Annotated in this window: 16 protein-coding genes; 3 read left to right on the top strand and 13 right to left on the bottom strand. The window is 29.8% G+C overall.

All coding sequences use genetic code 11. The features are described 5' to 3' along the window. Positions 1-111: 111 nt before the first annotated feature. From IPK06_13010 to IPK06_12975, 8 genes are all read right to left on the bottom strand, one after another. Entirely contained in the window at positions 112-1,128 is a 1,017-nt protein-coding gene (locus IPK06_13010) for a hypothetical protein (protein ID MBK7980891.1), read from the bottom strand. A 2-nt stretch (positions 1,129-1,130) separates the two neighbouring features. Continuing rightward, a complete protein-coding gene (locus tag IPK06_13005) occupies positions 1,131-1,655 on the bottom strand; it encodes a hypothetical protein (GenBank protein MBK7980890.1) in 525 nt (174 codons plus the stop codon). Between the two features lie 14 nt (positions 1,656-1,669). After that, positions 1,670-2,068 (bottom strand): hypothetical protein, encoded by a 399-nt coding sequence (locus IPK06_13000; protein ID MBK7980889.1) that lies wholly within the window; start codon positions 2,066-2,068, stop codon positions 1,670-1,672. After that, on the bottom strand, positions 2,058-3,437 hold the full coding sequence (locus tag IPK06_12995) for a sigma-54-dependent Fis family transcriptional regulator (protein ID MBK7980888.1): 1,380 nt from the start codon (positions 3,435-3,437) through the stop codon (positions 2,058-2,060). The genes IPK06_13000 and IPK06_12995 overlap by 11 nt, the downstream gene beginning before the upstream one ends. Beyond that, the gene (locus IPK06_12990; protein ID MBK7980887.1) at positions 3,434-4,840 is read right to left on the bottom strand and encodes a HAMP domain-containing histidine kinase; all 1,407 of its coding nucleotides are present in this window, start codon (positions 4,838-4,840) and stop codon (positions 3,434-3,436) included. The genes IPK06_12995 and IPK06_12990 overlap by 4 nt, the downstream gene beginning before the upstream one ends. 92 nt (positions 4,841-4,932) lie before the next feature. Beyond that, positions 4,933-5,367: a hypothetical protein gene (locus IPK06_12985; GenBank protein MBK7980886.1), complete on the bottom strand. Its 435-nt coding sequence runs from the start codon at positions 5,365-5,367 to the stop codon at positions 4,933-4,935. Between the two features lie 23 nt (positions 5,368-5,390). Beyond that, the gene (locus IPK06_12980) at positions 5,391-5,924 is read right to left on the bottom strand and encodes a hypothetical protein (GenBank protein ID MBK7980885.1); all 534 of its coding nucleotides are present in this window, start codon (positions 5,922-5,924) and stop codon (positions 5,391-5,393) included. A 21-nt stretch (positions 5,925-5,945) separates the two neighbouring features. After that, positions 5,946-7,763, bottom strand: a complete 1,818-nt coding sequence (locus tag IPK06_12975) for a hypothetical protein (protein MBK7980884.1) — start codon at positions 7,761-7,763, stop codon at positions 5,946-5,948. A gap of 198 nt (positions 7,764-7,961) precedes the next feature. On the opposite strand from IPK06_12975, the gene IPK06_12970 reads away from it, so the two are divergent. Beyond that, the gene (locus IPK06_12970; GenBank protein ID MBK7980883.1) at positions 7,962-8,945 is read left to right on the top strand and encodes a hypothetical protein; all 984 of its coding nucleotides are present in this window, start codon (positions 7,962-7,964) and stop codon (positions 8,943-8,945) included. Positions 8,946-8,960: 15 nt separating this feature from the next. Here the strand turns inward: IPK06_12970 and IPK06_12965 are convergent, their stop codons facing one another. Beyond that, entirely contained in the window at positions 8,961-9,821 is an 861-nt protein-coding gene (locus tag IPK06_12965; protein MBK7980882.1) for a DMT family transporter, read from the bottom strand. A gap of 193 nt (positions 9,822-10,014) precedes the next feature. Between IPK06_12965 and IPK06_12960 the strand changes: the two genes are divergently transcribed. Next, positions 10,015-10,671, top strand: a complete 657-nt coding sequence (locus IPK06_12960; protein ID MBK7980881.1) for an NAD-dependent epimerase/dehydratase family protein — start codon at positions 10,015-10,017, stop codon at positions 10,669-10,671. Positions 10,672-10,710: 39 nt separating this feature from the next. On the opposite strand, the gene IPK06_12955 is transcribed toward IPK06_12960, so the two are convergent. The 4 genes from IPK06_12955 to IPK06_12940 form a co-directional block, all read right to left on the bottom strand. Beyond that, positions 10,711-11,877, bottom strand: a complete 1,167-nt coding sequence (locus IPK06_12955) for an acyltransferase family protein (GenBank protein ID MBK7980880.1) — start codon at positions 11,875-11,877, stop codon at positions 10,711-10,713. A 119-nt stretch (positions 11,878-11,996) separates the two neighbouring features. Next, positions 11,997-12,416, bottom strand: a complete 420-nt coding sequence (locus IPK06_12950) for an OsmC family peroxiredoxin (GenBank protein ID MBK7980879.1) — start codon at positions 12,414-12,416, stop codon at positions 11,997-11,999. A gap of 84 nt (positions 12,417-12,500) precedes the next feature. Next, complete coding sequence (locus tag IPK06_12945; GenBank protein ID MBK7980878.1) at positions 12,501-12,803, bottom strand: hypothetical protein; 303 nt, start codon at positions 12,801-12,803, stop codon at positions 12,501-12,503. An 11-nt stretch (positions 12,804-12,814) separates the two neighbouring features. Next, positions 12,815-13,264, bottom strand: a complete 450-nt coding sequence (locus IPK06_12940) for a DUF2721 domain-containing protein (GenBank protein MBK7980877.1) — start codon at positions 13,262-13,264, stop codon at positions 12,815-12,817. A gap of 393 nt (positions 13,265-13,657) precedes the next feature. On the opposite strand from IPK06_12940, the gene IPK06_12935 reads away from it, so the two are divergent. Then, positions 13,658-14,629, top strand: a complete 972-nt coding sequence (locus tag IPK06_12935) for an aldo/keto reductase (GenBank protein ID MBK7980876.1) — start codon at positions 13,658-13,660, stop codon at positions 14,627-14,629. Positions 14,630-14,685 lie beyond the last annotated feature (56 nt).

Below are 14,685 nucleotides of genomic sequence, written 5' to 3'. Positions count from 1 at the left end.
GGTTTCCAATTGTTTTTATTAAAACTGGTCCATTTTTGTTGAAATTAAAAATTTCCGATTAATATTGTGGCATTAATTTTTTCATAATGGACTTTTAAAGGAAGCCGGATATTAATTTATTATTCTGGCTTCCATTCCAATTAAAGTATTAAGACCCCGGAACTTATAATTCCTCACAATCAAATTATCATCAAAATAACCAATTTTTAAATACGGTTTAATTGATTTGCTTATTGAATAAGTTAATTTAATCGCAAATTGATTCTCGCTTTTTGAAGGAATAAAAAAGACCAAATTTTCTTTCTTAAATGTATTTGTGAAATGTAACTTTCTGATATTGTAATCAACTAAAAGAAATAGCGATAAATTATTGCTTAAAAATAATCCGCCGATAAATTCAATTTGATGCTCCGTAGATGGATAAGATGTACTGTTCGATTGATAAAATAAAAATTTATAGTCTAAATTCAGTAAAAAACTTTTTACAAAACCCACCTTAATTTGAGGTCCAAAATTCCAGCCGTTTACTGAAATATTTTTAACATTGCTTAAAGCGTCATTTAATGAAAAGTCCTGAATCAAAAAACCATAATCTAAATAAAAATTATCGCTGAATATTTTGCTCGAAGTTACATCAATTGAAAAAAGATCAAAATAAGAATTTTCCATCAACTGAATATCTTGACTGGAATAACCGGCTAATAAATTTAATGGGAAACCGGAAATAGCAAATTCAGCGCCGGCAAGAAAAGTGAAGATGTTATATGATGAATTAATGGAATTATATAAATATGAATTATTACTGTAATTTAGCAGTCCCTTCCAAATAATATTTTCCGATCTGAATAAATAACTTCCGGCTAAATTAAGTTTCCATGTATACATTTCACTCGTGTAAAAATCAGTTCCGGCTCTTATAAGAATTGAAGATTCGGTTGAATCTTGAAAATATGAGTATTTTATTGATCCGTTTAAGCGGCTTAATGATTTAATTGTATTTTTAACATTACCTAATGAATCGGAATAAATACCGGATTCCGCATTTATTTTTGCATCGACTTGAGTGAATGTTAATTTATAAGTTATTAGTTCAAAAAAAATTATAAAATAGAAAAATTTAAAAAACATAATTATAGTTTTTTAAGTTTAGCATTAACGGCGTTTTTATATTCTGTTAATTCTTTTTCCGCTTGTTCTATAAGTTTTAATAATTCTTTCATGCTCGCGGCATTGTCGGATCTGCCGATATATTTTTGTGCGGAAACCGATTTGCTGTCATTTATTTTATTGAATTCAAGTTGATTTAATATTCCATTTAGTGCAGAAGAATAATTGGTAATTAAATCCTTTGAAGCGGAAGTTTCATTTCCGTAATTTGCCTCAGCGTTTGCCGCGGTTTTTGAATTGGATGATTTCATTGTTCTGCTATTGAAGGAAATGTCGTCTAAAAATGCTTCTTTTTCTTCGTTGAGTTTAATTACATTGTCAATTTCAGATTTTAAGTTTCCCACTTCCAAAAGTTTTTTCTCAACTTCATCCTTAACCGAAACTAAAAACTCGGTATATATTTCCCTCTTTTTTGAATCATGAACCGACTTTATATATTCAATTTTTTGCGGATCAAATGAAAACGGCTCAATATTTTCGGCGACCAATAACCGCTTTTCGCTTAGCTCAAGAATTTTAAAAAGTTTTTATCAGCGCTGCTTTTCTTCAACGAATCAATTTGTAACGAATAATAATTTCCTAGCTCTTTTTTACGATTCGCAATTTGATTTTCCAAATTTACTTTTTCGTTTTCCAATCTTTCAATATTATTTGTAATGTTAGATGTTCCCGCAAGTAATTTTTCAATAACACTTTTATTTGAAGGCGCTTTTGTTTTTTCCTTATTTAATTGATTAATCTTTTGTGAAAGAACAGTTTTAAGCGAATCGATTTGGTGATCCTTTACGTTCAATGAATTAAGTGATTTGTAAAAATCATTTTCTAATTTTGACTGTGCGTTTATTTTTATAAAGCCCAATGATATTATCAAAAATAATATTTTTGTTATACTAATTTTCATTTAAATCCAGCAGATCAAATTTTTCTAATTTATAATAAAGCGTGCTAGTATTTATTCCCAATAATTGCGCGGCTTTGTGTCTTTTTCCGTTAGTATCTTTTAAAGCCTGCATAATTAAGTTTTTTTCAAAATTGAACAATGCTTCATCCAAAGGTAAATTTGAATAAATATTTGTCATTTGCGGTTTGGGGTTTATATGATACGATATCAACTTATCATCAATGATCTGAGATTCCGAAACCACAGAAAGCCGTTCAATTAAATTTTCCAACTCTCTAATATTTCCCGGAAAAGAATAACTCTCCAATAAATTCAGTCCTATTTCGGTAATTGTTTTTTTTGCTTGATGATTTTTCAATGCCGACTTCTGCAAGAAATATTCGGTTAAAATTTTTATATCGGATTTTCTTTCACGTAAAGAAGGCAGATGAATTGGAATTACGTTCAAACGGTAAAACAGATCTTCTCTAAATTTGTTTTCAATCATTTGCCGCTGAAGATCTTTATTAGTCGCGCTAATTATTCTAACGTTTGTATGTAATGTAACTTCGCCGCCAACTCTTTCAAATTCACCTTCTTGAATTACGCGAAGAAGTTTTACCTGCATTGCCGGAGAAATTTCGCCGATTTCATCTAAAAACAGCGTGCCGTTATTTGCCAATTCAAATCTTCCCTTTTTCGATTTTATGGCGCCGGTAAACGAACCTTTTTCATGACCGAAAAGCTCGCTTTCGAGCAAGTTTTCATTTAACGCTGCGCAATTCACTTTTATAAAAACTTTGTCAGCTCTTAAACTTTTCTTATGTATTAATTTTGCAATAAGTTCTTTTCCCGTTCCGCTTTCACCGCTTAATAAAATAGGACTTTCCTTTGCCGCAATTTGATCGACAAGTTTTAAAATGCCGGAAAAAGCCGGGGAATTTCCAATCAGTTCATTTTGCTGCGCTAATAATTCGCTTTGCAAATATTCGTTTTGTTCAAGAAGATTATGAAGTTTCTCTTCTTTTTGTTTTTCGGATAAAATTTTCTTAACTCTTATTCTTAATTCATCGGGTGAAAACGGTTTTGTTAAAAAATCCGAAGCGCCGTTTTTAATTGCTTCAACCGCGGTTTGAACATTTCCGTATGCGGAAATTAATAACACATCAATATTTTTATGATCTTTTTTAATAATTGAAAGCAATTCCAAACCCGAAATTGGCTCCATTTTTAAATCAAGAATAGCGAGATCGACAGAATTCAATTCTAAAAATTTTAAAGCTTCTGGTCCGTTTGAAAAAGGAAAAACATTATAATTTTGTCGATTTAAACTTTCCAAAATTCCTAAACGCATTGTATCGTTATCTTCAACAACTAAAATATTGTTCATTGAATATTCTTTATAATTGTGAAAGTGGTTCTCTTATTTTTTATTTCAACTGAAATTTCAGCTTTGTTTTCTAAGCAATATTTTTTACAAGTCGCCAAACCCAAACCTGTTCCATTTGATTTTGTTGTAAAGAACGGTTCAAAAAGTTTTGGTAAATCTTTTTCTTCAATTCCCGAACCGTTGTCTTCTATTTTAATACTTACTTTGTTATCGGCGCAAGTTGAATAAATATTTATTTCACCGTTTTGTGCAATTGATTCAATACTGTTTTTAATTAAATTTAATAAAATGTTTCTAAAATGATGCCGGTCGAAATTGATTGTATCATATTCATTTATATAATTTACTGTAATGTTTTTTTTGTCTAATTCGTATTTAAGAATTTCTAATGATTCATTTACTAATTCGTTAATGCTAATTAGTTCAAAATTTGCAGGAGTCGGTCTGCTGAAATTTAAATACGATGTAATTAATTTTTTTAGATTATTTATTTCTCCAATTATTCTTGTCGTGTATTCTTGGTTTTTATGTTCATTTGTCGGCGATTCATTAATTAAATTCGCAAGCAGTTCAATTCCTCCCAAAGGATTTCTGATTTCGTGCGCGATTTGAGCAAGAATTTTTTCTTTTTCATTTTGATTATCTTTAATATTATCGCGCATTTTTACTAACGCGTCGGATAAAATTTTAAGCTCGCCTTTTAAGTTTTCGGGAATATTTGAACTGTAATTTTCCTTTCCGATTTCTGAACTGAAATAAACTAATTTGTGAATTGGATCCGTCAAGGATTTGGAAACCCAAAATCCCAATAAAATTGAAATTATAATTCCGAATATTCCGAAATAAAGAAAAATGTTTGAAAGTTCTTCGAGCTTCGCGAAATTATTTACATTATCTTTAACCGCAAGCCAATGATTATCAGATAATCTGTAAAATCCCCATAAATACCAATTGTTATCATTGCCTTGAAAAGGCAGAGTTATAAAAGTTTGGTTCTGTTTTAAAGTATTTATTTCAACTTCGTTCAATAATAATCGAGATTCAACTTTTCCTACAAGATAATTTTTATTTGAATGAACGGCGATTTTCAGTTCCTTATCGAAAATAAAAATTTCGGAAAAGATTTTTTTGAAATAATTTCTATTAAACAAATCGGAAAAATATTTTACTGTTGAATTGGTGGTAATTTCCGACTGCAGTATATCAAGCTGAATTTTATCGATCTGTTCAAATGTAAGTACAAGATTATTTTTCAGATTTTCGGAAATTTGAGTCGTATATAAACTTTTTATAAAACTATAACTTATTTGAGAAAGAACAATTATTAATAAAAACGTAACAATGGAAAAAGTTAATATTATTTTATATCTGTAATATGATTTATTGAATTTTGATAATTTCATTGCGCATTTTTTAGAAGAATCAAATGAAAGTTAATTCATTTTCTAAAAATTGAAAACAGATAAAATAATGGGATTATAAATTGACATGAATTTTATTTTTCCAATAATTCATTGTAATTCATAATGCTGTCGTATTTGCAGCTGAAAATGTATTTATTATTTAAAAGTCCCGTTAACTCCAAATGAATTTTATAATTGCACAAACAGTTACACAAATTTGCCGCTGTATCAACAACCGAAACGGAAATTGTGTCCGAATTTAAATTATAATCAACAGCAAATCTATTTGAATCCGGACAGCAATTTCCAAAAATGCAGAAATCAATTTTTAACGTATCATTGAAAGAATAATCAAAACAAGAATCGGCAAAAGTTGTTTTTTCCAAAGATGCCGAATGATTGCATCCGGCAACCTGATAAGATTTGAAATTAACTTTTTCTTCATTATCGGTTAAGTTGCTTTTAGAACAAGAAATTAAGAATAATATCTGTGCAACTATTAAAAACTTATGTGTAAATGTTTTCATAAAATTATTATCAAGAATAATGATCAGGAAATCCAAGTCATAATTGAACCAACGACTTTCCATTTACCATTTTCAAATTTTAGCAAAAATAAAGAGCCGTATCCGGCAAGCGGAGCGTAAGTAATTCCGATTGTTAAAATTGCTTGAGTTTTATTTTCATTATATCCTACTTTTGATAAAGAAACAATAGTTCCGTTTTGAAAAGGATTTTCAACTTCACTATAATAAACAGAATTTACTCCTTCAATTTTTTCCAATTTTACATTTGTTTGATTTCGAGAAATATAATTATTGAAAGTTTCATCTTCAGCTTCGGGAAGGTTGGTTTTATAGTAATTATTATTAAAACTTACAGTGCTTTCAAATTGTGTTGAATCCATTAATACTAATTTTTTATCAAGTAATTTAACCGAATCTAAAACCACCGAATAAATTACGTAATCAGTATCGCTTCCGTATTTATCCAAAGTTTTGGAATCTTTTGGTTCAACGGAATCACAAGAAATTAGAATTAAAGGTAAGAACAAGAATCCCAAAATAATTTTTAATGATTTCATTTTTATCATCATCGCTCCTTATTATAATTCCGCGTCAAAGCTTAACCACCATTGTGCGACTCTTAATGTACTATCAAATTCAGGATCCAACAATAAGCCGACTTTCATTTGTTTTGTAATCGCGACATTGAATTTTGTAAAGAAATTTGTATCATCTTCAGTATAAGTATCTTTTGGCGAAGTATATCTTTCAATGAAGTTTTGCGCGTTTTTAACAGTTCCGTTATCATTAACTTCTCTATTTCTAAAATAAACGTCTGTAACGCTTGTTATTTCCCAATCTTTAAATACTCTTGCCAAACCAAGCATTAAACCAAATTTATCACCGAATTGAAAATTAAAAATTATGGGAATTTGAAAAGTAAAATATTTGTTTTCATAGTTCCACGTTAACTGTTTATCAGCATTTTCTTCATAATTGTTTTGATAATTATAATTTGAATTTTGACTGCTGTAGTAACTTGCTCTGTCAGAAACCGCGTTTTCGGTAGTTGTAACTGTTGATTTTGAATTACTAATATAAATTCCCGAAAGAAATTTAATATAGTCGGTTAAATTCCAATCTATGTTTGCCATAAATTCATGAACATAATTATCTCTAACCGCGCTTCCGGTTCGATTATCTTTGGTAAATGAAGTTGAGTTATACAGATAAATTTCTTGAATAGAATTATAAGTATTTACCCATCTGCTTGAATAATTTGATGTATCGAATATCGCGGAAGTTGTATTTGAATTGACGCTACTTTTTGAATATTTATAATATCCTTTTATTTTATGACTTTCATAATTTTTGGAAAAGTTAAGACCAATATATTTTGTATTTCCGTTTTGATTCCAATTTTGCAAAGTAGATGAAATAGAATAACTGCTGCTCCAATTTTCACTTACATTAGGAGTTTGATATTGATAAATGTATTTACTTTCATTATTGTGCAGCTGATCAACATCACCGCTTAAATAACCGCCTTTAATTCCAACCGTAAAATCTTCAAAACTATACTGCAGACCTAAAGCCGCGTCAGTATGTGAATAATTTTGTTCGCGGGATTTTAAATCTTTACTTTCACTGATATAATTATCCAAATTGCCGTAATCGTCTTTATAGTCATATAAATAAGAACCGTTTCTATCATAAGCGATAGTATTGAAAAAAATTCCGGCGTTTAAATTATCCATCAAATTAATTCCGGTAAATAATGTTAAAAGTTTTCCTGTGAAAATCATTTCATCGCTTCCGGAATATCTATCGATTATCGGCATAGCGTTTTCTTGTGTATTTTTAACCGCAGCTCCAAAAGAATCATAATAATAATTACTGCTGTATATACTGAATTGGGTTGAATAAAAATCGTCTTTGCTTTTTATATATTGAAAAGTCCCGCCCACATAAAATTTATTTTTTAAGGATTCTATTGGATATGTAATAATTCCAAGTGATACAATCGGTTCCGGTTCCCCTCTTGTAGTTGTAATATATCTGTAATCGGGATACTGAACCCTTGAATAAGATGCGGATTCATAATACATTGGAACAACGTAGTTGCTTACAATTGATTCTTCGGTTCTGTCGCCTCTGAAATCCAAATAAATTTTTGTGGAGCCGTTTTCTATATTCGGTAAAATTGCTGGATTTAAATAAGCGTTTAGAAACGGATCATCTATCAAATTTACCGAAAGCTGTTTGATGTCTTTCATTCCATAGGGATTTAAAAAATGACTGGTAAAAAATAACGAAGAGCTTTCGAAATTATGTTCGGTTGTTCGTTCTTGCCAATATTGCGCGAAACTTAAATTGGAAATTAAAATTATAAACAGAAATATTGTTTTTATTTTCATTATCCTTCCTCGAATTTTCAACGCATTGTTCAAAATTCATACCATTCAAAAAAACCTTTTTTATTAATAATTTTAGAAATAAACTTATGATTATTTTTCAGATTTTTGAAAGCAATTCAAAAAATTGAAAAAGAATTTCTTGATTTAATCGAAAATCAGCAAAGCTTAACTATAATTAAAGAAAGATGATTATAAAAAATGATCAAACAAATACATTGTTTTGGCGCCGAACTAATTCAAATAATAATTGTTGTGATTCTCATTAGTGCTTGCAATTCAGTTGATTTTGTAATTTTAAGTTCGAATAACGGGAATTCTAAAAACGAAATAGGGATTATGACTTATAATATAAAAGCAATTTACGAAAAAGAAGAACCGGAAATTGACGCGCTTATGAAAACTATAAATAACGGTAAAATTGATTTTATTGTTTTCCAAGAATTGTTTGACGAAAGCACAAGAGAAAAGATTCTTGAAAAAACAGATAAAAATATATTTTGCAACGCGATTGCCCGCATTGACTATAACTCATTTCCTGAATTTATTTTTCAAGATGCGGGATTGTTTATGATGAGCAGATATCAAAAAATGGATTTGTCAAAAATTGATTTTGGGCGCGATATAAATAATTCCGAAGGAGTAATTTTCACAATATTGGAAAAAGAAATATCGGGTACAAATGATTTTCTCGCAAATAAATCGGTTGCCGGAAGTTTGTTTAACATTGACGAAAAAAACAAAATATTTCTTTTTACGGCTCATGTTCAAGCGGCAGGAACTTTGGAACACAAACTTTTTCAGCTTGAGCAAATAGGAAATTTTATAGAAAAAGCTGTATTAAAAATAATTTCAGAAAAAATCGTTTCATCAAATGTTAATTTAACCGTGATACTTGCCGGAGATTTTAACAGCAACGCTTATTCGGAAGACAGGTTTGAAAGTATGATCAAAGCTTTAAAATATCCAAGAGATCTGCACAAAGAATTTCACGGCAAAAATGAAGAATACACATTTGGAAATAGAACCAGACGCTACGATTATATTTTTTCTTATGATAAAATAGGTGATTTTGAATTAAAGAAAGTAAAAGTAAATTCTATTGGAGTTTTGGATGTTAAAACCGAAAACAACAAAAGTATTTCTGATCATTTAGCCATTAAAGCAGATCTTTTGATCAACTAACGGTTATAGAATATTTTATTTTCTATTTACCAATGCCACGCCGAAAATAATAACCACTCCGCTTAAAATAGTTAATAAAGTAATTTCTTCGTTCAATAATAACCAAGCGGCAAAAACTGTAACAAAAGGCTCTAAATAAAGAAATGCGCCGACTCTGTTTGCCGGCATTTCTTTCATTGCTTCAGCCCAAAGAACATAAGCAATTCCGGAACAGAATACTCCCAAAAATATTATTGCACTCCAATCGGTAAAATTTAAATTTGGAAGTTTGTTGATAAAATCATTTGAAATTGAAAATGGTGTTAGTAAAATTAGCATTGCGGCGAACAGATAAAGAATTGTTAATGACGGCGGATAATTCAGCGTAACCTTTCTGCCCCAGAAAGAATAAACGCTCCATGTAAAAGCGCTGCCTAAAACCAATAAATCTCCGAAATTAGAAATAAAATTTAGTGAACTTAAATTTCCTCTGCTTATTAATGAAATTAAACCTATAAATGCGATTGCCGCGCCGGTTAATTGAATGTAATTCATTTTTTCTTTATAGAAAACAAACCCCATTATTGCCATAATAACGGGAACAATTCCAATGATCCAGCCCGTATTTGAAGCCGATGTAAATTGCATACCCGTTACTTGAATCCATAAATGAGTTGTAGATATTACGGATAAAATTAAAATTCCTTTTATATCCTTTCTTTCCAAAGAAAAATTTCTTTTACGTATTAACGCAATTGTTAAAGCGGTTAGTATGCCGAAAATTAAACGAAGATAAATTATGTTCAATGGAGTTAGTGAATCCAACAAACTTTTTGTAGCTACGAAAGACGCGCCCCAAAAGACAACCGAAACTAAAGGTTTCCAAATATTTTTTATGCTGACCGGCAATTAATTTTTCCAAATAAAAAAACAAATATAGATAAGTATTGCGAATTGTGTACTTTGAAATGATTGAATGAAAAGAAATTTCAAAAAATGTTTTGTAAAGCATCATTATAAGTAAATGATAAAAAAAATAATTATTTTAATTTAAGTCGCATTCAAATTAAAACTAATATAGAAATTTAACATGAAAATAAAAGCAATTATAACAGGTTCAACCGGAATGGTTGGCGAAGGCGTTTTACACGTTTGTTTAAATAATGAAAATGTCGAGTCGGTTTTGGTGATTAACAGAAAACCATGCGGAGTTGTTCATCCAAAATTGAAAGAAATAATTCATAAAGATTTTATGAATCTCTCCGAAATTAAAGAACAGTTCGCCGGATATAACGCATGTTACTTTTGTGCCGGAGTTTCATCTGTCGGAAAAAATGAGGAAGAATACATAAAATTAACATATGATTTAACTTTAAATTTTGCGAAAACATTACTTAATGATGAAATGATTTTAACATATGTTTCTGGCAGCGGAACTGACAGTTCTGAAAAGGGAAAATTAATGTGGGCAAGAGTAAAAGGAAAAACGGAAAATGATTTATTGAAATTAGGATTTAAAAATGCTTTTATGTACAGACCGGGATATATTCAACCGATTAAAGGAATGAAAAATACTTATAAGATATATAAATTCCTTACACCGTTTTATTCAATATTTGAAAGCTTATTTCCTAAATATGTAATTAGTCTGGATGAACTTGCAAACTCAATGATAAATGTTACAATAAACGGATATGCAAAAAATGTATTGGAAAATGAAGATATAAGACGAACGGCGAAGAATTAGTTATGATATTTTTTATTTAATCAATATTATATTTAAAATTTATTCTTGAACTTTGGATTTCATTCCAAATAATAATCGCATAATATTAAATCTTTTAATGAATAATTCGTAAAAAAGAATACTTCCGCCGAATGTTATTATAACAATCACACCAAATTTTAAGTAAACATTCCAATCAAAATTAATTATATAGTAACCAAAAATTATCATAATTGTTTGATGTAAAATGTAAAGCGGGTAAACCGATTCATTTGCATAAGATAGCAGTTTACTTGAATTATTAAGCAAAAATTTACTGTAGCCTAAAATCGTAAAAAGCCAGCTTACAGTAAAAACCCATTTTAATAATCCGTAAAATATTTCAAAGAAAATTGTATCCTCGTTCATAATTTCGAATGTTGGTCCCCAAACAAAAAGTATTAAAAACAATCCGGGAATTAGAGCAATATTAAATGAATGTTTTCTTTTTTCTACAATAGCGTCCCAAATTCCTGTAAAAGCCGAGATACAAAAACCCAAAATGAAAAAGGTAAACGATACGCTGTGATTGTACCAATCATTTATTAGCGCGTGCGTAGTAGGAAATATTGGTGCTAATGAATAGTAAAATATAAGCAGTGGCAAAATTGCAGAATAAATTAAGCTCGGTTTTTTGCCGAGTAGATAATTTACTTTTGTCTTTAATTTATCTGATTTACTGCTTTTTAAAAACAAAAATAACGGCAGCCCAATTATTGAATAAACAAAAATGTAAAGAATATACCACAAGTGATGCCAGCTTAAACTGCCGCCTTCCGGATAAGGCACAAAATCGAAAACGGTTTTCCAAAATTCAAAGTAATTATTAAAATGAATACCATTAGAAATTCGTTCATAATAAATTTGCGGCGGAACAATTACAAGCATTCCGAATATCAAGGGTATTAACAGCCGTTTTGATCTTTCCGCTAAAATTCCGGCGGCACTTCTTTTTCCAAACGAATAATAAATTACCATTCCCGAAATCATAAACAATAATGGAAGTCGCCATTGATTTAAAAAAGCCATCCATGTTTCAAACCATTCTAATGTAATATTATTTTTGATATGAAAGGTCCAAGGAACGAAAATCATTCCAACGTGATAAAAAATCAAAATATAGAAGGCAATAACGCGAAGCCAATCAAGGTAATATTTTCTTTGAGTTGAATTGGAGTTTTCTGACATACTTTAAAAAAATTATACTATAAAATTAAATTTTTTTAAAGCAATCTCAATTATCTAAAAATAAAAAATGCCGGATTAATTCCGGCATTTCAAAAACTATTTATTAGTGTAAAATAACTTTAAGAAACTAATTTTGCATTAAGAGTAATATCAGTTCCTGTGAACAATCTTGAAATTGGACATTTCTCTTTAGCTTCTTTTGCCAAAGCTTGAAAATCTTCTTCGCTTAAACCGGGAACAACAGCTTCACATTCCAATAAAATTGAGGTTATTTTTGGTCCGTTGTCTTGTCCCAACTCAACAGTAGCTTTTGTTTCAATTTTAGTTGGCGTTAATTCCTTTTTTGAAATCAATGCCGATAAAAACATAGAGAAACAGCCTGCATTTGCGGCGCCTACTAATTCTTCAGGACTAGTTTCCGGTCCGTCTTCGAATCTTGAGCGAAAATTAAAAGGTCCGTCATATCCGGTAAAATTCATATTTCCGTATCCGTCCTTTAAAGTACCTTCCCATTTTGCTTTTGCGTGATGTTTACCCATTTGTATATCTCCTTTCGTATTTTTGATAACTAATGTTTAAATTTCTTATTCGATAAGATATCCGAATATTGTTAAAATATAAAATTATTTTTTAAAGCTGTGCGGAGCAATTTTTGCTTTTTTTACAGTTATTTCTTCCCAAACTTTTCCGGTTACATAAATTTCATTATCAAGCCAATTTTTTCTTAAATCATCTTCATTTTCATAATCACAAAAAATTACTGAGCCACTCATTTTTTCATTTTCATCAAGCAATGCGGATGCAAAAAGCCATTTTCCCGCTTTGAACATTTCATCGGCATATTTCAAATGCTGTTCACGAACAGCCAATCTTCTTTGCAAAGCATTTTCATCTTTATAGTCATTTGCAATAACAACAAAGTGCATAAGTATTTCCTTTATTTTATATGATCCGCAACTTCATATTCAAGCGCTTTTAACGTTAAATTTACGTCGGCAAATAAAAACAATGCCGATGTTATTATTCCTGAAATACTTAGTATAAAAAATGTAATCCCTAAGGCTTCCAAATTTATTTGAAATAAATTCATAATAAGTAAAACAGGAATAATTAAACTGCTGCTTAAAATGCTGAATGATATTGATCCAATTGAATATTTTAATATATAACTGCGTTTTACCAAAATTTTTAATTGAACTTTTTTGTTATCAATTTCTTTTTGTGTTAAGTTTGACTTTTCAATATCCGCAACTAATCCGCGCGATCTATCAATTGTTCTTGCCAATCTGTTTGTGAGTGAAAGTAATATAAGTCCAACACCGGAAATTAAAACAAGAGGTGAAATTGATGACTGAAAAAAAGCTACTAATGATTTTGTTAATTCCATATATTTTTTAATTCTTTATTTGTAAAGATACAAAATCTTATCGGAACTTTATGAATGAGTAATTTTAGAATATATTTAGTCGATTGATATTTTTGAATAATAATTTCAAGATTATCGATTGAAGAAAATTTATAAACTATTTATAATTATTTGGATTTTAACTTAGCATTGTCATTTCAATAATAATTAATTAAAAATATGCGTCTTTCAAAAAACATTCTTTAATAAGAAAAATAGTTTGCAAAATAAAAAGTTAGATATTTATATAATCCGCTTGTTTAATTAAATTTTGAGAAATATTGAATGGATTGTTTAACAAGCCAAAGATTTTGGATATTTTAATATTTTTGTAAGGAAAGATTTTTAAGGCATATAAATTTTAAAGGAGAAGTAATGAAAACTAGAAAATTAGGTAAAAGCGGATTGGAAGTTTTTCCGATTGGTTTAGGCGCGATGGGAATGTCGGAATTCTACGGTCCGACAGACGAAGTCCAGTCAATTTCAACAATACATAAAGCAATTGAAATAGGAGTTAATTTTTTTGATACCGCCGATATGTATGGTTCTGGACACAACGAAATTCTACTTGGGAAAGCATTGAAAGGTAAATTTGATAAAATTGTACTTGCAACAAAATTTGGAATATTGCGCGGAGAAAATGGTGAAAGATTGGGTGTAAGCGGAAGACCCGAATATGTTAAGCAAGCATGCGAAGCAAGTTTAAAAAGACTTGGAATTGATGTTATTGATCTTTATTATTTGCATAGAGTCGATCCACAAGTTCCGATTGAGGAAACAGTTGGCGCGATGTCAGAATTGGTAAAAGAAGGAAAAGTTAAATTTCTGGGACTTTCAGAAGTAAAAGGCAGTACAATTAAAAGAGCAAATAAAGTTCACCCAATAACTGCGGTTCAATCAGAATATTCTATATGGACCAGAGACATTGAAGATGCGAATTTAGCTGAGTGCCGCGAATTAAATATTACGACGGTTGCCTACAGTCCGCTTGGAAGAGGAATTTTAACGGGTAAATTAGATTTTAACAGTAAAAATGATTTTAGAAATTTTCTTCCCAGAATGAGCCAAGAGAACTTCAAAGCAAATGTAAAAGTTATAAATAAAATTGAAGAAATAGCAGAAAGCAAAAATGTGAAACCCTCTCAATTGGCTTTAGCATGGGTTTTGGCACAAGGTGAAGATGTAATTCCAATTCCGGGAACAAAGCGAGAAAAATATCTATTGGAAAACATAGAAGCCGTTAATATTGAAATTGGCAAAGATGAATTAAATGAACTGAATAAACTTTCAGAACTTGTAAAAGGCGAAAGATATACTTCCGATGGAATGAAACTTACATTACAATAAAAATATTTAAATATAGAAACAGACTTGTTTTATTCTTGCGCAAATATTTACTTATA

It is taken from the genome of Ignavibacteriota bacterium (genome assembly GCA_016713565.1).
In the GTDB taxonomy this organism is placed as follows: domain Bacteria; phylum Bacteroidota; class Ignavibacteria; order Ignavibacteriales; family Melioribacteraceae.
Note: the sequence above shows the minus strand (reverse complement) of the source record. Positions and strands in the feature narration are given on the sequence as shown.